16 protein-coding genes and 1 pseudogene are annotated in these 16,937 nt (G+C 71.5%); 15 read left to right on the top strand and 2 right to left on the bottom strand.

Translation table 11 applies throughout. The features are described from left to right. Positions 1–41: 41 nt before the first annotated feature. From ACIP5K_RS20640 to prcA, 3 genes and pseudogenes are all read left to right on the top strand, one after another. Positions 42–222: pseudogene (locus ACIP5K_RS20640) on the top strand (endonuclease domain-containing protein); the annotation flags it as partial. Next, complete coding sequence (prcB, locus tag ACIP5K_RS20645; RefSeq protein WP_401411441.1) at positions 174–1,019, top strand: proteasome subunit beta; 846 nt, start codon at positions 174–176, stop codon at positions 1,017–1,019. The pseudogene ACIP5K_RS20640 and the gene prcB, both read left to right, overlap by 49 nt. A 58-nt stretch (positions 1,020–1,077) precedes the next feature. Further along, positions 1,078–1,842 (top strand): proteasome subunit alpha, encoded by a 765-nt coding sequence (gene prcA / locus ACIP5K_RS20650; RefSeq protein ID WP_401411443.1) that lies wholly within the window; start codon positions 1,078–1,080, stop codon positions 1,840–1,842. Here prcA and ACIP5K_RS20655 read toward each other — a convergent pair. After that, entirely contained in the window at positions 1,839–2,963 is a 1,125-nt protein-coding gene (locus tag ACIP5K_RS20655; RefSeq protein ID WP_401411445.1) for a LacI family DNA-binding transcriptional regulator, read from the bottom strand. The two genes, prcA and ACIP5K_RS20655, sit on opposite strands and share 4 nt — an antisense overlap. Before the next feature lie 168 nt (positions 2,964–3,131). Between ACIP5K_RS20655 and ACIP5K_RS20660 the strand changes: the two genes are divergently transcribed. The 12 genes from ACIP5K_RS20660 (at position 3,132) to ACIP5K_RS20715 (ending at position 15,321) form a co-directional block, all read left to right on the top strand. Then, positions 3,132–4,391 (top strand): MFS transporter, encoded by a 1,260-nt coding sequence (locus ACIP5K_RS20660; protein WP_401411447.1) that lies wholly within the window; start codon positions 3,132–3,134, stop codon positions 4,389–4,391. Positions 4,392–4,400: 9 nt separating this feature from the next. Further along, positions 4,401–5,762, top strand: a complete 1,362-nt coding sequence (gene pafA, locus ACIP5K_RS20665) for a Pup--protein ligase (protein WP_026246688.1) — start codon at positions 4,401–4,403, stop codon at positions 5,760–5,762. A 135-nt stretch (positions 5,763–5,897) separates the two neighbouring features. Then, a complete protein-coding gene (locus ACIP5K_RS20670) occupies positions 5,898–6,908 on the top strand; it encodes an FKBP-type peptidyl-prolyl cis-trans isomerase (RefSeq protein ID WP_401411449.1) in 1,011 nt (336 codons plus the stop codon). Positions 6,909–6,969: 61 nt separating this feature from the next. After that, positions 6,970–7,344 (top strand): FKBP-type peptidyl-prolyl cis-trans isomerase, encoded by a 375-nt coding sequence (locus tag ACIP5K_RS20675; RefSeq protein ID WP_111665797.1) that lies wholly within the window; start codon positions 6,970–6,972, stop codon positions 7,342–7,344. 162 nt (positions 7,345–7,506) lie between these two features. Next, complete coding sequence (locus ACIP5K_RS20680) at positions 7,507–8,460, top strand: helix-turn-helix transcriptional regulator (protein ID WP_401411451.1); 954 nt, start codon at positions 7,507–7,509, stop codon at positions 8,458–8,460. Between the two features lie 29 nt (positions 8,461–8,489). Next, the gene (locus tag ACIP5K_RS20685) at positions 8,490–9,446 is read left to right on the top strand and encodes a helix-turn-helix transcriptional regulator (RefSeq protein WP_401411453.1); all 957 of its coding nucleotides are present in this window, start codon (positions 8,490–8,492) and stop codon (positions 9,444–9,446) included. Between the two features lie 82 nt (positions 9,447–9,528). Continuing rightward, positions 9,529–9,774 carry a hypothetical protein gene (locus tag ACIP5K_RS20690; protein WP_401411851.1) on the top strand — a complete coding sequence of 82 codons (246 nt, stop codon included), beginning with the start codon at positions 9,529–9,531 and terminating at the stop codon, positions 9,772–9,774. Positions 9,775–9,783: 9 nt separating this feature from the next. Further along, positions 9,784–9,981 carry a hypothetical protein gene (locus ACIP5K_RS20695; protein WP_401411454.1) on the top strand — a complete coding sequence of 66 codons (198 nt, stop codon included), beginning with the start codon at positions 9,784–9,786 and terminating at the stop codon, positions 9,979–9,981. Between the two features lie 256 nt (positions 9,982–10,237). Next, positions 10,238–10,525, top strand: a complete 288-nt coding sequence (gene tatA / locus ACIP5K_RS20700; protein ID WP_401411455.1) for a Sec-independent protein translocase subunit TatA — start codon at positions 10,238–10,240, stop codon at positions 10,523–10,525. A 61-nt stretch (positions 10,526–10,586) separates the two neighbouring features. After that, positions 10,587–11,537, top strand: a complete 951-nt coding sequence (gene tatC / locus ACIP5K_RS20705; RefSeq protein ID WP_401411456.1) for a twin-arginine translocase subunit TatC — start codon at positions 10,587–10,589, stop codon at positions 11,535–11,537. A 42-nt stretch (positions 11,538–11,579) separates the two neighbouring features. Further along, a complete protein-coding gene (locus tag ACIP5K_RS20710; RefSeq protein ID WP_401411458.1) occupies positions 11,580–12,470 on the top strand; it encodes a diacylglycerol kinase in 891 nt (296 codons plus the stop codon). A gap of 43 nt (positions 12,471–12,513) precedes the next feature. After that, a complete protein-coding gene (locus ACIP5K_RS20715; RefSeq protein ID WP_401411460.1) occupies positions 12,514–15,321 on the top strand; it encodes a DEAD/DEAH box helicase in 2,808 nt (935 codons plus the stop codon). 79 nt (positions 15,322–15,400) lie between these two features. Here the strand turns inward: ACIP5K_RS20715 and ACIP5K_RS20720 are convergent, their stop codons facing one another. Continuing rightward, positions 15,401–16,498, bottom strand: coding sequence for an LLM class flavin-dependent oxidoreductase (locus tag ACIP5K_RS20720; RefSeq protein WP_401411853.1), 1,098 nt, complete (start codon positions 16,496–16,498; stop codon positions 15,401–15,403). Positions 16,499–16,937: the final 439 nt, after the last annotated feature.

Genomic DNA, 16,937 nt, shown 5'->3' on the forward strand with positions numbered 1-16,937 from the left:
GGGCGGCAGGACTCTCGTGCGTCCTGCGCCCGCTCGAAGACCATGTGGATCACCGCCCCCGAGGTGGGTAGGGTCCGTGGCGTAATGTGCTTCAACCGCAATTCGGCCATCGGCACGTCGGGGGACGCTCCCGAACCTGCACGGAGGCTCGCCGCTTACTTGGAAGGAAACGCGTGGAAGCCAACCCTCGTAGCACCGGGCGTCTACCAGCTGCCTTCCTGACGCCCGGGTCGTCGTCCTTCATGGACTTCCTGTCCGAGCATCAGCCCGAAATGCTGCCGGGCAACCGGCAGTTGCCGCCGATGCAGGGTGTCATCGAAGCTCCCCACGGCACGACCATCGTGTCCGTCGCCTTCCCCGGCGGCGTGGTGCTCGCCGGTGACCGGCGCGCGACGATGGGCAATGTCATCGCGCAGCGCGACATCGAGAAGGTCTTCCCGGCGGACGAGTACTCGGCCGTCGGCATCGCCGGCACCGCCGGTCTGGCCGTCGAGATGGTCAAGCTCTTCCAGCTGGAGCTGGAGCACTTCGAGAAGGTCGAGGGCGCCCAGCTGTCGCTGGAGGGCAAGGCCAACCGGCTGTCGACGATGATCCGGTCGAACCTGGGCATGGCCATGCAGGGGCTCGCCGTCGTCCCGCTGTTCGCCGGGTACGACGTGGACCGCGAGAAGGGCCGCATCTTCTCGTACGACGTCACGGGCGGACGCAGCGAGGAGCACGGGTTCGCCGCGACCGGTTCCGGATCGGTGTTCGCGCGCGGAGCGATGAAGAAGCTCTACCGCGAGGACCTGACGGAGGAGCAGGCGACGACGCTGGTCGTGCAGGCGCTCTACGACGCCGCCGACGACGACTCGGCGACGGGCGGCCCCGACATGGCGCGGCGCATCTTCCCGATCGTCACGGTGATCACGGACGACGGGTTCCGCCGGCTCACCGACGGCGAGTCGTCGGAGATCGCCCGGGCGATCCTGGAGCGGCGCCTCGAACAGCCGGACGGCCCGCGCGCCGCCCTGCTGTGAGCCGTCACCCCTTCGCCGCCCACTCACCGAGTCACTGACAGAAAGGGACGGACAGCCGGTGTCGACCCCGTTCTATGTCTCACCCCAGCAGGCGATGGCCGACCGCGCGGAGTACGCCCGCAAGGGCATCGCACGCGGTCGCAGCCTGGTCGTGCTGCAATACGCCGACGGCATCGTGTTCGTCGGCGAGAACCCGTCCCGTGCGCTGCACAAGTTCAGCGAGATCTACGACCGGATCGGCTTCGCGGCCGCCGGCAAGTACAACGAGTACGAGAACCTGCGGATCGGCGGTGTGCGCTACGCGGACCTGCGCGGATACACCTACGACCGGGACGACGTGACCGCACGCGGCCTGGCGAACGTGTACGCGCAGACGCTGGGCACCATCTTCTCCAGCGCCGGCGAGAAGCCCTACGAGGTGGAGCTGGTCGTCGCCGAGGTGGGGGACACCCCCGAGGGCGACCAGATCTACCGGCTCCCGCACGACGGCTCGATCGTCGACGAGCACGGCTCGGTCGCGGTCGGGGGCAACGCGGAGCAGATCAGCACCTTCCTCGACCAGCAGCACCGGGACGGCATGACGCTGTCCGAGGCGCTGAAGCTGGCCGTGCAGGGACTGTCGCGGGACACCAACGGCAGCGAGCGGGAGATCCCCGCCGAGCGCCTGGAGGTGGCGGTCCTGGACCGCACCCGGCCGCAGCAGCGGAAGTTCAAGCGGATCGCGGGGCGCCAGCTCTCGCGGCTGCTCACCGCGGAGGGCGCCGCCGCCACCACGGAAGCGGAGTCGGACGCCGTCTCGGACGAGAGCTCGTCCGACGACTAGGGCCTGTCCGACGGATCTTGTCGCGGGCGCGTGCCCCGGCCGGTCGCCGAACCGGCCGGGGCACACGTCTGCCGGACGCCGGTCGGCGCCGGTCCGGTCGACCCGCGCACGATCAGCTCCACGGGGAGCGGGGCGGTCTCCGGCGCGCGGCCGTCGAGGACGGCGAGCAGCGCCGTCATGCCCCGCTCGCCGAACTCCTCGGCGGGCAGCCGCACGGTGGTGAGTTCGGGTTCGATCGCGGTCGCGAGCGACAGGTCGTCGAACCCGGTGACGGAGAGGTCGTCGGGGACGCGCAGCCCGGTGCGGCGCGCGGCCTTGTAGGCCCCCGCGGCGAGCTTGTCGTCGTCGCAGACCACGGCGGTGGGGCGGACCGGGCCCGGCGTGCGCAGGGCCTGCTCCAGGGCGGCGACGGCTGCCTCCACCGTGAGCGCGGAGCGGACCGTGCGGACGGTCGCGCCGGGCACCCGCGCGGTGCGGGCGGCCAGTTCGGCGGCGCGCACGTCGAAGGTCCAGGAGTCGACCGCCGAGGCCAGGTGCAGGAAGTGCCGGTGGCCGTGGGCCAGCAGATGGTCGGTGATCCGGCGCATGCCGTCGGCGAGGTCGAGGTTGACGGTCGTCGCGCCCGGGTCGCCGGCCGGATCGCTGTCGAGCATGACGAGCGGGAGGTCGTCGCCGCGCAGGGCGGCGACGGCGCCGGCCGCCATGGACGAGGCGAGGATGCCGTCCAGGGCGGCGCGGGCGCTGGGGAAGGGGTCGCGGGCCGGGCCGACGCCGTCGGGGGAGGGGTAGAGGACCACCCCGAAGTCGTGCCGGGCGGCCACGCGGGCCGCACCGGTGTAGACGCCCGCGAAGAACTCGTTGGTGAGCGCGGGGACGACGAGGAGCGCGGTGCGGGTGCGGCCCAGGCGGAGGTTGCGGGCCGCGAGGTTGGGCCGGTAGCCGAGCCGGTGCGCGGCGGCGCGGACCCGCTCGGCGGTGGTCTCGGCGACCCGGCCGCGCCACTTGTCGCCCATGACGAGGGAGACGGCGGCCTGCGAGACGCCCGCCGCCCGCGCCACGTCCCGGCTGGTGGGACGGGCGCCGCCCGCCCCGGCCGCCGTCGTGTCGGTGCCGCTGGTCACTGCTGCCTCCGTGCGTCTCGTGCCGTGGTCCCGGGGCCGTCGACGGTATCGGCTGGCCCTGGTCGCAGCGTACGTGGTACGTATGACGACGCGACGTTATACGTATGACGTCGGCGACTTCGACGCTGTCGGCCCGCTGGAGCGGGCCGGCGAGGACAGGGTGGGGCGATGGCCGCGGGTTATGCGGAGATCCTCAGGGCGCGGTACGCGATGCGGCTGCTCACGGGGACGCTGGTGGGCAGGCTGCCCAACGCCACGGCGGCGATCGCCCTGGTGCTGTTCATCCGGGACGAGGGCGGCACGTACAGCCTCGCGGGCGCGCTCGCGGCGGTGTACGGGGTGGCGAACGCGATCGGCCAGCCGCTGCTCGGCCGCCTCGTGGACCTGCGCGGACAGCCGAGGGTGCAGCTGCCCGCGGCGGTGCTGTCGGCGCTCGCCATGACCGTGTTCGCGTGCGCCGGGACCGGTTCGCTGCCGCTCGCCTACACCGCCGTCGCCGCCGCCGGACTGTTCACCCCGCCCCTGGAGGGCGGACTGCGGGCGCTGTGGCCGAGCGTGCTGCCGCGCGAGGAGCAGGTGCACACGGCGTACGCGATGGACGCCATCGCCCAGGAAGTCATGTTCACCGTCGGCCCGTTGCTGGTGACGGTGTGCGTGTCGCTGTGGTCCGCCCAGGCGGCGCTCGTCGTCTTGAACGTGATCGGCGTGGTCGGCGCCCTGTCGGTCGTCCTCTCCGCGCCCTCCCGCGCCTGGCGCTCGGCGCCGCGCGAGGCGCACTGGCTGGGCGCGCTGCGCTCGCCCGGCCTGCTCGTGCTGCTCGCCGCGTTCCTGTTCGTCGGGCTCGCGCTCGGGTCCATCACCGTCGCCGGGGTCGCCTACGCGGACGGCAACGGCGGGGACGCCACGTACGGCTGGATGATGGCGGCGCTCGGACTCGGCGCGCTCGTCGGCGGCACCGTCTACGGCGCCCGGCGGTGGGCCGGCGCGCCGGAGGCCCGGCTGCGCCGGCTGGTGGCCCTGCTCGCCCTGTTCTACGTGCCGCTGGTGCTGATGCCAGGACCGGTGGCGATGGTGGGCCTGAGCGCGGTGGCCGGCGTCTTCCTCGCGCCGTGCATCGCCTGCGCGTTCATCGTCGTGGACCGGCACGCCCCGCGCGGGACGGTGACGGAGGCGTTCTCCTGGCTCGTGACGACGTTCACCGTCGGGGCCAGCGTCGGAACGGCCGTCGCGGGCCCCGTCGTCGAGTGGGGCGGCACCCGGTGGGGCTTCGCCGTGCCGGGGGCGACCGGAGCCGTGGCCCTGCTCGTCCTGCTGGCCATGCGCCGGGTGCTCACGGCGCCGCGCGCGTCCGGGCGTGTCGCGGTCTCATCGGAAAATGATCCAAACCGTGCCGTCGAACCCCGTTTCAGCACGGGGGATCGGGCGTAATGTTCAGTCATGGACCGCCGCATTTTCGGGCTGGAGAACGAGTACGGCGTCACATGTACGTTCAGGGGACAGCGCCGCCTGTCTCCTGACGAGGTGGCGCGGTACCTCTTCCGCCGTGTCGTGTCATGGGGCCGCAGCAGCAATGTCTTTCTGCGGAACGGCGCCCGCCTCTATCTGGACGTGGGATCGCATCCGGAATACGCAACTCCCGAATGTGACAACGTGACCGAGCTGGTCACCCACGACAAAGCAGGCGAGCGCATTCTCGAAGGCTTGCTCGTCGACGCAGAACGCCGTCTGCACGAGGAGGGCATCGCAGGCGACGTATACCTGTTCAAGAACAACACCGACTCGGCCGGCAACTCCTACGGCTGCCACGAGAATTACCTGGTGGCGCGGCACGGGGAGTTCTCCCGACTCGCGGACATTCTCATCCCGTTCCTGGTCACGCGTCAGTTGCTGTGCGGCGCGGGCAAGGTGTTGCAGACTCCGCGCGGTGCCGTGTACTGCGTGAGCCAGCGCGCCGAGCACATCTGGGAGGGCGTCAGCTCCGCGACGACCCGCTCCCGGCCGATCATCAACACCCGCGACGAGCCGCACGCGGACGCCGAGCGCTACCGCCGGCTGCACGTCATCGTCGGCGACTCGAACATGTCCGAGACGACCATGCTGCTCAAGGTCGGCGCCACCGACCTCGTGCTGCGCATGATCGAGGCGGGCACGGTGATGCGCGACCTGACCCTGGAGAACCCGATCCGGGCCATCCGCGAGGTCAGCCACGACATCACGGGCCGCCGCAAGGTCCGCCTGGCCAGCGGTCGCGAGGCCTCCGCCCTGGAGGTCCAGCGCGAGTACTACGAGAAGGCCGTCGACTTCGTGGAGCGCCGGGGCATCCGCACCGGCACCGTCGACCAGGTCCTGGAGCTGTGGGGCCGCACGCTCGACGCCATCGAGGCGGAGGACCTCGACCGCATCGGCACCGAGATCGACTGGGTCATGAAGTACAAGCTCATCGAGCGGTACCGGGCCAAGCACAACATGACCATGTCGCACCCGAGGGTCGCCCAGATCGACCTCGCCTACCACGACATCCACCGCCGCCGCGGGCTCTACTACCTCCTGGAGAAGAAGGGCCAGGCGACGAGGATCTGCAACGACCTGAAGATCTTCGAGGGCAAATCGGTGCCGCCGCAGACCACGCGCGCGCGGCTGCGCGGCGACTTCATCCGCAGGGCCCAGGAGCAGCGCCGTGACTTCACGGTCGACTGGGTGCACCTGAAGCTGAACGACCAGGCGCAGCGCACGGTGCTGTGCAAGGACCCGTTCCGCAGCGTGGACGACCGGGTGGAGAAGCTGATCGCGGGAATGTAGCCACCGGCCGCGCACCCGGTCGATCCGGTCGAGGGCCCCGTGCGAATCATTCGTACGGGGCCCTTCCGCGCCCTCGGAAACGGTGCGTGAGGGCCTACAGTGGCCGGACCGTATCCGAGCGACCTGAGGATCCCTGTGCGACGCCGACTTGCAGCTCTACTCATCGTGCCGGCACTGGCGCTGACCGCGACCGCCTGCGGTGGCGACGACGGCAAGAAGGACGCGACGGACAAGGCGGACTCGTCCTCGCAGCCCTCCGGCGTGCCCAAGCCGGTCGACACCGCGAACCCGATGCCGAAGGTCTCGGGCGCGTACGGCAAGACCGCGACGATCTCCCTGCCCAAGAACGACCCGAGCGACAAGTTCGTCGTGCACACGGTGTCCGAGGGCAGCGGCGCCACGGTCAGGAAGAACGACCTGGTGTCGTTCAACTACACCGGCAAGATCTGGAAGGGCGCCAAGGACCTCGGCTCCACCTACAGCCAGAAGGGCGGCGGTGACCAGCTCGTCACCGCGGGTGCCGACGGCCAGTTCCCGGCGTTCGCGGACGCCGTCGTGGGCCAGAAGGAGGGCAGCCGCGTCCTCGTCGTGGCCCCGCCGGCCGCGGGCTTCGGCAGCCAGGGCAACCCGCAGTTCGGGGTCTCCGCCACCGACACGCTGGTGTTCGCCGTGGACGTCAAGAAGGTGGAGCCCAAGAAGGTCGAGGGCACGCAGGCCGCCATCCCGTCGGACCTCCCGCAGATCAAGGCCGACAAGGAGGAGCCGGCCACGATCTCGGTGCCGAAGAACGACCCGCCGAAGAAGCTCGTCGACCAGGTCCTGATCAAGGGCAAGGGCGCCGAGGTCAAGAGCGGCCAGAGCGTCAACATGCAGTACAGCGGTGCGGTGTGGAAGCAGAACGAGGGCAAGGCGAAGGCCGCCCTGTTCGACTCCTCCTGGAACCGCGGCGGCCAGCCGTTCACGACCACCATCGGCCAGGGCCAGGTCATCAAGGGCTGGGACACCGGCATCGTCGGCAAGCACGTCGGTGACCGGGTGCTCCTGGTGATCCCGGCCGAGCAGGCCTACGGAAGCAAGGACCAGGGCAAGACGCTGCCCGCCAACTCGACGCTGGTCTTCGTCGTCGACATCCTCTCGGCGCACTGACCCGTCCTCGGATGGCAGACTGACCCGGTTGCCCGACAGCCAACAAGCAGGAGCAATTCACGTGAGCATCGACAAGCCCGAGGTCGACTTCCCCGTAGGCGAGCCGCCGGCGGACCTCCAGATCAAGGACCTCTGGGAGGGCGAGGGCACCGAGGCGAAGGCGGGCGACACCGTCTCCGTCCACTACGTGGGCGTGGCCTTCTCCTCCGGTGAGGAGTTCGACGCCTCCTGGAACCGCGGCACCCCGCTCCAGTTCCAGCTCGGCGCCGGCCAGGTCATCGCCGGCTGGGACCAGGGCGTGCAGGGCATGAAGGTCGGCGGCCGGCGCGAGCTGACCATCCCGGCCCACCTCGCCTACGGCGACCGTGGCGCCGGCGGCGGGCGGATCGCCCCCGGCGAGACGCTGATCTTCGTCTGCGACCTCGTCGCCGTCTGAGTCGGTCACCCGACGACCACGAACGGTCGCACAAGAGCCCGTGCCTGATGGCGCGGGCTCTTGCGCTGCCCCTGGCTTTTGTCACGACACCCCGGGGCGGTACGGTCGTCCGTCGGGAGCTTTACGGGGACCACGGGGAAGACACCAGGGGAAAGGGCGTCGATGGCGATTGCCAAGGCCGAGCGGCTGATGAATCTGGCACTGTGCCTGCTCGGCACGCGCCGCCCGCTCAGCAAGCGCGAGCTGCGCGGCTCCATCGAGGCCTACCTGGAGGCCGGCAACGACGACTCCTTCAACCGGATGTTCGAGCGGGACAAGGACGACCTGCGCGAGCTGGGCCTGGTCATCGAGACCGTGGAGAACCTGGACGGCGAGGTCGGCTACCTGGCCCGCCGCGACAGCAACCACCTGCCGCCGCTCACCCTGGACGCCGAGGAGGCCGCCGCCCTCGGCCTCGCCGCCAAGGTGTGGCAGCAGGCCCGCCTGGCCGGTGCCGCCAGCGGCGCCCTGCACAAGCTGCGCGCCGCCGGGATGCCCGAGGACGTCGACCCCTACGAGAGCCATGGCGCGCTGGAGCCCCGCATCCCCGCGCACGAGGCGTCCTTCGAGCCGCTGATGCTGGCGTGCCGCGACCGGCGCCCCGTCGTCTTCGACTACCGCAAGGCGACCGCGGCCCGGCCCGAGCAGCGGCACGTCGAGCCCTGGGCGCTCGAATGCTGGCGCGGCCACTGGTACCTCGCGGGCTGGGACCGCGACCGGCAGGCCGAGCGGGTCTTCCGGCTGTCGCGGATCACCGGGAAGGTGCGCTCGCGGACCGGCCGGTTCACGGCGCCGGTGCCGGACGTCGTCACCGTCCGCGAGACCGTCGCGGGCTGGGCGGGCGAGACCGCCGACCGCTCCGCGCTGATCAGGCTGCGCGCGGGCGCGGGCTATCCGCTGCGCGCCAAGGCGGCGTCCGTGCGCGAGCTGGGCGACGGCTGGGACGAGCTGGAGATTCCGTACGGGCACGGGCTCGACGCCTGGCTCGTGGAGTTCGGGCCCGACGTCGTCGTGCTCGAACCGGCCGAGCTGCGGGCGGACGTCGTCGACCGGCTGCGCGCCGTGGCCAAGGACTGAGCGCGGGACCGAGGGGAGCACGGACACACATGGCTGCCAACGCCATCGACCAGACCCGGCGGATGCTGTCCCTGGTGACGTATCTGCGCGAGCGCCCCGGCGCGCGCGTGGAGGACGTCGCCCGGGCCTTCGGCATCACCCAGGACGAGCTGATCTCCGACCTGGACGTGCTGCCGCTGTGCGGGACGAGCTTCCGCGGCGGGGACCTCCTCGACATCGACACCGACGGCGACCGCATCTGGTGGCACAACCCGGACGACGTCGCCGCCGCGCTGCGGATCTCCGCCGACGAGGCGACGGCCCTGCTGGTGGCCGCCCGCGCGGTGGCCACCCTGCCGGGACTGCGCGAGGGCGACCGGCTCGCCCTGCTGCGGGCCACCGCGAAGCTGGAGGCGGCGGCCGGCGAGGTGGCCGGTGCCAGCGCGCGGCTCAGCGTCACCTTCGAGTCCGAGGGCGGTGTCTTCGCCGACGTCGACCGGGCGATCTCCGAGCGGCGCCGGCTGTGGATCCGCTACTACTCGCCCGCGCGCGACGAGGTCACCGAGCGCGAGATCGACCCGATCCGGCTCGTCTCCGTCGGCCACACCTATGTGGAGGCGTGGTGCCGCAGGTCCGAGGCGCGGCGCACCTTCCGGCTCGACCGGGTCGCCGAGATCAGGATCCTGGACGAGGCGTCGGCGCCGCCGGAGATCGAACTGCGGGACCTGTCCGAGGGCCTGGTGCAGCCGGCCGCCGAGGACCCCGAGGTCGTCATCGAGGTCGGGCCCGGCGGGCGCTGGGTCGCCGAGTACTACCCGCACGACAGCGCCGAGGAGCTGACGGACGGTGGTCTGCGGATCACGCTGCGCACCCCGGAACCGTCGTCGCTGCGCCGGCTCGCGCTGCGGCTCGGCCGGGACGGGCACATCGTGGCCCCCGCCGAGCTGGCCGACAGCGCGCGGGACGCGGCGCGGGAGGCGCTGGCCGCGTACGACGGGGCGGCGTGAGCCGCGGGAACGGTCCGCACGGGAGGCAAGGTACGAGGTGGGGGAAATGACCGGAACGACAGATGTGGTCGGAATCACCCGGATGTCCGCCGTGGGCGGCGACCCGGCCGCCGTCGTCTTCCGGGCCGCCTGCCCGGACTGCCGGGCCCGCTTCGAACTCGACGCGGCGGCCATCCGGTTGGCGATCGGCGGCAGCCGCCGCACCACCTTCTACTCCTTCACCTGCCCCGAGTGCGGGGCCGCGGTGCGCAAGCCCGCCGGTGAACGGATCGTCGAACTCCTCACGGGTGGCGGGGTGCGCACCCTGCGCCTCCACCAGACCGTCTAGGCTCGGCGCATGTTCTGGGCGATGCTGTCGGTGGCCGTGGGTTTCGTGGGGCTTGCTGTCCTCGCCTTCTTCGCGGTGAAGGTGTTCGTCGAGGCGGAGCGGCTGGGCAGTCAGGTCGCCGCCACCACACGCCGGATCAACCGGGCCGCCGAGGAACTGGAGCGGGCCGCGGCCAGCGCCGCTCGCGCGGGCGGCGACGCGGTCTGACGGCGCGGCACCCGTGGGGCCGCCGGGGGAAACCGCTTTACCGCTGCGGCCTGTCGGGCGCCCGGGTCCGCCGGGTACGCTCCTTAACGCGACCCTGGACCGAGGCGCGGGCCGCAACGGGGAGTACGCAGAGGGATTGCCCCCTGTTCACCCCCACGGGATACGATCGCTGCCAGCACGGTGGTCGGACACCAGTCCTAGTTCGACCGGTACCGGCAGTCCCGACCCTGCCGCCTCAGTGAGAAGGTAAACGGATATGTTCGGAAAGCTCGGCGCACCTGAGATCATCCTGATCCTTGTCGTCATCATCCTGCTGTTCGGCGCGAAGAAGCTTCCGGACATGGCGCGCTCGCTGGGCAAGTCCGCCCGCATCCTCAAGAGCGAGGCCAAGGCGATGAAGAGCGAGGGCAACACCCACGCCGCCGCCCCGTCCGACCCGCCGGCCCACGAGGACGGCCAGCCCGCGCGGACCATCCAGGCCGCGCCCGGCGACGTCACCAGCTCGCGCCCGGTGACCGAGCCGACCAACACGACGAAGAGCTGATCAAGAGCTGACCCAAGGCCGCCCCGTCTCGGCGGCCTGCCGCACGAGATGAGGACGTGGGTTGCTCAAGACTGCCCGCAAGCAGGAGAAGGACCCCGAGGGGCGGATGCCGCTCGCGGATCACCTGCGTGAGCTTCGCAATCGGCTGGCGAAGGCGCTGCTCGCCGTGGTCGCCATCACGATCGTCGCCGCGTTCTTCTACAACGACATCATCGATCTGATCACCAAGCCGATCCTCGACTCGGTCGGTTGTGAGCAGACGTTCTCGCAGCTGGCGCAGGTGAAGAAAGAGCCCTGCGCCTCCATCACCATCAACGGCCTGCTGGCCCCCTTCACGCTGGCCCTGAAGATCTCGCTGATGGCGGGCATCGTGTTCGCCTCGCCGGTCTGGCTCTACCAGCTGTGGGGCTTCATCGCGCCCGGACTGCACCGGCACGAGAAGAAGTACGCCTACGGGTTCGTGGGCACCGGTGTCCCGCTCTTCCTGGCCGGCGCCTACTTCGCGTACGCGGTGCTGCCCACCACGGCGAAGGTGCTGATCGGCTTCACCCCGGGCAACGCGTCGAACCTGCTGCCGCTGGACGACCTGCTCGACCTCGTGACGCGCATGGTGATCGTCTTCGGCCTCTCCTTCGAGCTGCCGCTGCTGCTGGTGTTCCTGAACCTCATCGGGGCCATCACCGGCAAGCGGATGCTGGGCTGGTGGCGGGCGATGATCATGGGCATCACGGTCTTCGCGGCGGTCGCCACGCCGAGCACGGACCCGGTGTCGATGCTGGCGCTGGCCGCTCCGATCTGGGTGCTGTACTTCGCGGCGACGCTCTTCTCGCTGCTCAACGACCGGCGCAAGCGGCGCAACGACCCGGACGCCGGCCTCGCCGACGACGAGGCCTCCGAGCTGGATCTGACCCCCGAGCGGGTCGGCGAGATCGAGAGCGTGAGCGCGAGCCGGACCCCGCTGCCCGAGCAGACGACGACGGACCGGATCAACGGTTACGACGATGTGACCTGAGGCAACTCCTGTTCGCGACGGGACGGTTGTTAAGGTCCGGCCGTGAGCAGTGAGATCACCCTCTTCGTCAATCCCACCGCGGGACGCGGCCGGGGCGCAGGTGCTGCGCAGCCGGCCGCTTCCGCGTTGCGGGCCGCCGGGTTCTCCGTACGGAGCGTCATCGGTGAGGACGCCCCCGACGCCCTGGACCGCGCGCGGGCCGCCGTGCGGGAGGGGACCGGCGCGCTGGTGGCCGTCGGCGGGGACGGCCTGGTGAATCTCGCGTTGCAGGCCGTCGCCGGGACCGGCACCCCGCTCGGGGTCGTCGCGGTCGGCACCGGCAACGACTTCGCCCGCTCGCTCGGACTGCCGATCCGCGAGCCGGCGGCGGCGGGCGCGCTCGTCGCGGACGCGCTCAAGGAGGAGCGGCTCCGCGCCATCGACCTCGGCCGGATCGGCGACCACTGGTTCGGCACCGTCCTCGCCTCCGGCTTCGACTCCCGGGTCAACGACCGCGGCAACCGGATGCGGCTGCCGCTCGGCCGCTTCAAGTACGACCTGGCCATCGCCCTCGAACTGGCCGCCTTCCGGCCGACGCGGTTCCGCCTGACGCTCGACGACGGCGCCGTCCGCGAGATCGACGCGACCCTGGTGGCCGTCGGCAACGGAACCTCGTACGGCGGCGGCATGCGGATCTGCGCCGACGCGGCGATGGACGACGGGCTCTTCGACGTGACGGTCGTCGGCGACTGCTCCCGCGCGACCCTGCTGCGGGTCTTCCCGCGCGTCTACCGGGGGACGCATCTCACCCACCCGGTGGTCAGCGTCTTCCGGGCGGCCCGGGTGGAGCTGGCCGCGGACGCCATCACGGGGTACGCGGACGGCGAGCCGGTGGGGGCGTTGCCGCTGGTCGCGCGGTGCGTGCCCGGGGCCGTGCGGGTCCTTACCCGATAATGATCGTCCGTTGTCGGTGGTGGCCGGTAGGCTCGAATGCACGATGACAGAGGACCTCTCACCGGCCGAGCGGTACGCGGCAGCCCGTAAGCGGGCCGCCGAGCAGGCCACCGCGCTAGCTTCCTTCCGCGAGATGTACGACTTCGGTCTCGACCCCTTCCAGATCGAGGCGTGTCAGGCACTGGAGGCGGGCAAGGGCGTGCTGGTGGCCGCGCCCACCGGCTCAGGCAAGACGATCGTCGGCGAGTTCGCCGTCCACCTCGCCCTCCAGCAGGGCAAGAAGTGCTTCTACACGACACCCATCAAGGCGCTGTCGAACCAGAAGTACCAGGACCTCGCGAAGCGCTACGGCGCGGACAAGGTCGGCCTGCTGACCGGCGACAACAGCGTGAACAGCGACGCGCCGGTGGTCGTGATGACCACCGAAGTGCTGCGGAACATGCTGTACGCGGGCTCCCAGGCGCTGCTCAATCTCGGCTATGTGGTCATGGACGAGGTGCACTACCTCTCCGACCGCTTCCGGGGCGCCGTGTGGGAAGAGGTGATCATCCACCTCCAGGAGTCGGTCACGCTGGTCTCCCTGTCGGCCACGGTGTCGAACGCGGAGGAGTTCGGCGACTGGCTCGACACCGTGCGCGGCGACACCGAGGTGATCGTCTCCGAGCACCGGCCCGTACCGCTGTTCCAGCACGTGCTCGCCGGCCGCCGCATGCACGACCTCTTCGAGGAGGGCGAGGGCGGCAAGAAGGCCGTCAACCCCGACCTCACGCGCATGGCGCGGATGGAGGCCAGCCGCCCCTCCTACCAGGACCGCAAGCGCGGGCGGAACATGCGGGAGGCCGACCGCGAGCGCGAGCGACGGCAGCGCTCCCGGATCTGGACCCCGGGCCGCCCCGAGGTCATCGAGCGGCTCGACGCGGCGGGCCTGCTGCCCGCGATCACCTTCATCTTCAGCCGCGCGGCCTGCGAGGCCGCCGTCCAGCAGTGCCTGTACGCGGGCCTGCGGCTGAACGACGAGGAGGCGCGGGCCAGGGTCCGGGAGATCGTCGAGGAGCGCACCGCCTCCATCCCCGACGAGGACCTGCACGTCCTGGGCTACTACGAATGGCTCGAAGGCCTGGAGCGCGGGATCGCCGCGCACCACGCGGGCATGCTGCCGACCTTCAAGGAGGTCGTGGAAGTGCTCTTCGTCCGCGGCCTGGTCAAGGCGGTCTTCGCCACCGAGACCCTGGCGCTCGGCATCAACATGCCGGCCCGCTCCGTGGTCCTGGAGAAGCTCGTGAAGTGGAACGGCGAGCAGCACGCGGACATCACCCCGGGCGAGTACACCCAGCTGACCGGGCGGGCCGGGCGGCGCGGCATCGACGTCGAGGGCCACGCCGTCGTGCTGTGGCAGCGCGGCTTCAGCCCCGAGCACCTGGCGGGCCTCGCCGGCACCCGCACCTATCCGCTGCGCTCCAGCTTCAAGCCCTCGTACAACATGGCGGTCAATCTGGTCGAGCAGTTCGGGCGGCACCGCTCGCGCGAACTCCTCGAGACCTCGTTCGCCCAGTTCCAGGCCGACAAGTCGGTGGTCGGGATCTCCCGGCAGGTGCAGAAGAACGAGGAGGGCCTGGAGGGCTACAAGGCCTCCATGACCTGCCACCTCGGCGACTTCGACGAGTACGCGCGGCTGCGCCGCGAGCTCAAGGACCGCGAGACCGAGCTGGCCAAGCAGGGCGCCGCGCAGCGCCGCTCCCAGGCCGCCGCCGCGCTGGAGAAGCTCAAGCCGGGCGACGTGATCCACGTGCCGACCGGCAAGTTCGCGGGCCTCGCGCTGGTGCTCGACCCGGGGCTGCCGGCCGGCCGGTCCAACGGGCACCGCGGCTTCGAGCAGCACGACGGTCCGCGCCCCCTGGTGCTGACCGCCGAGCGCCAGGTCAAGCGGCTCGCCTCGATCGACTTCCCGGTGCCGGTGGAGGCGCTGGAGCGGATGCGGATCCCGAAGTCGTTCAACGCGCGCTCGCCGCAGTCGCGCCGGGACCTCGCCTCGGCGCTGCGCACCAAGGCCGGGCACATCGTGCCCGACCGGCACCGCAAGGGGCGCGCGCCCGCCGCCGACGACCGGGAGATCGCCCGGCTCCGCACCGAGCTGCGGGCCCACCCCTGCCACGGCTGCGACGAGCGGGAGGACCACGCGCGCTGGGCCGAGCGCTATCACCGGCTGCGCCGGGACACCGTGCAGCTGGAGCGGCGCATCGAGGGGCGGACGAACACGATCGCGCGGACCTTCGACCGCATCGTGAAGCTGCTGACCGAGATGGACTACCTGCGCGGCGACGAGGTCACCGAGCACGGCAAGCGCCTCGCCCGGCTGTACGGGGAGCTCGATCTGCTCGCCAGCGAGTGCCTGCGCGACCGGGTGTGGGAGGGTCTCGACCCGGCCGAGCTGGCCGCGTGCGTCTCCGCGCTGGTCTTCGAGGCGCGGGTCGGCGACGACGCCCTCGCGCCCAAGGTGCCCACGGGCCGGGCGAAGTCCGCGCTCGCCGAGATGGTGCGGATCTGGGGCCGGCTCGACGCCCTGGAGGAGGACTTCCGGATCAACCAGACGGAGGGCGTCGGCCAGCGCGAGCCCGACCTCGGGTTCGCCTGGGCCGTCTACCAGTGGGCCTCGGGCAAGGGGCTCGACGAGGTGCTGCGGGAGGCGGAGATGCCGGCCGGCGACTTCGTGCGCTGGTGCAAGCAGGTGATCGACGTGCTGGGGCAGATCGCCGCGGCCGCCCCCACGGCGGACTCCACCGTCTCGCGCAACGCCCGCAAGGCCGTGGACGCGGTGCTGCGCGGCGTGGTCGCCTACTCGTCGGTGGGGTGACGGCCCCGGCAGCACGGTGAAGGGCGCCGCCCCCGACGCGGGGGCGGCGCCCTTCACTCTGGGCCGGTGGCGGCGGCGCTCACGCCGCCTGCGCGGCGTCCCGCTTCGCGACCTCTTCGCGGACGATCGGGATCACCTCGCGGCCGAAGTCGACCGCGTCGTCGAGCAGGTCGTAGCCGCGCGCGGAGAGGACGGTCACCCCCAGGTCGTAGTAGTCGAGGAGGGCCCGGGCCACGGTCTCCGGGGTGCCGACGAGGGCCGTGGAGTTGCCCGCGCCACCGGTCTCCGCCGCCGTCGGGGTCCACAGCGCGCGGTCGTGGCGCTCGCCCTCGGCGGCCACCGCGAGCAGCCGCTGGGAGCCGGAGTTCTCCGGGTTCGTGAGCGGGTGGCGGCGCGAGAGCGGGGCGCCGGCCTTGCGCGCCCTGATGCGGCCGAGCGTGGCATGGGCCTTCTCCCAGGCCAGCTCCTCCGTCGGCGCGATGATGGGCCGGAACGCGACCTGGATGCGCGGCAGGTCCGTGCGGCCCGCCGCCCTGGCCGCCGCGTGCACCGACGCGATCTGCTCCGCTGTGCGGGCCAGCGGCTCGCCCCACAGGCAGTAGATGTCCGCCTCCGCGCCCCCGGCCGCGTACGCCGCGGGGGAGGAGCCGCCGAACGAGACCGGCGGATGCGGCTGCTGGACCGGGAAGGTGTCGCTGACGAAGTCGGCGAAGCGGTAGTGCGCGCCCTCGTGGTCGAAGGGGTCGTGCGAGGTCCACGCCTTCTTGATGATCTGGATGGCCTCACGCGTCCGGGCGTACCGCTCGTCCTTCGTCAGGAAGTCGCCCTCCCGCTGCTGCTCGTGGTCGTTGCCGCCGGTGATGAAGTGGACGGCCAGGCGGCCGTCGCTGATCCGGTCGAGCGTCGCGAAGGTCTTGGCGGCGAAGGTCGGGTACGACACGTTCGGCCGGTGCGCCACGAGGATCTGGAGGGTCTCCGTGCGGGCCGCGATGTAGGCGGCCGCGGGGGACGGGTCGGGGGAGCCGGAGCCGTACGCGAAGAGGACCCGGTCCCAGCCGTTCTCCTCGTGGGCGCGGGCGAGTCGGAGCGTGTAGTCCTTGTCGAAGGACGGGCCCGAGCGGGCGGTGACTTCGGAGCCTTCGTTGGTCGCGGCGATGCCGAGGAACTCTACGGGCATGGTGGGACGCCTTTTCAGCTGGGAGAGCGGGTCGGTGAGGGCCTGGAGGTGCTTCAGGCGCAACACGACGCCGACCACACGCGACCGAAGTCGATGTGATCGCGGGTGACCAGCCGCAGCTGTGGACGCATGGGAGCAGTGGAACAGGAGGGCCGCCCCCGCGTCAACAGGCCCCGGGCCCGCGCCGGTTGACGCGGGGCCGGCGGTCCGGACGGGCGGACGCCTTCACTCCATGTGTGCGAACGGGCGCTGAGCGTGTAAATGGGGGGAGTGTATGCCCCTTGGCGAACCGATTTCAGGCCCTTGCGGAATATGACCCGGCGATGATCCGGCGGGACTAAGCTCGCCCGCAGCGCGCCGGGTTGGGAGCAATTCGGCCGCTTGTTCCCCTATGGGTCGATGGGACGCATTGATCCGGGGAACGTCCAGCCGACACAAC

This window comes from Streptomyces sp. NPDC088785, from assembly GCF_044750685.1.
GTDB lineage: Bacteria > Actinomycetota > Actinomycetes > Streptomycetales > Streptomycetaceae > Streptomyces.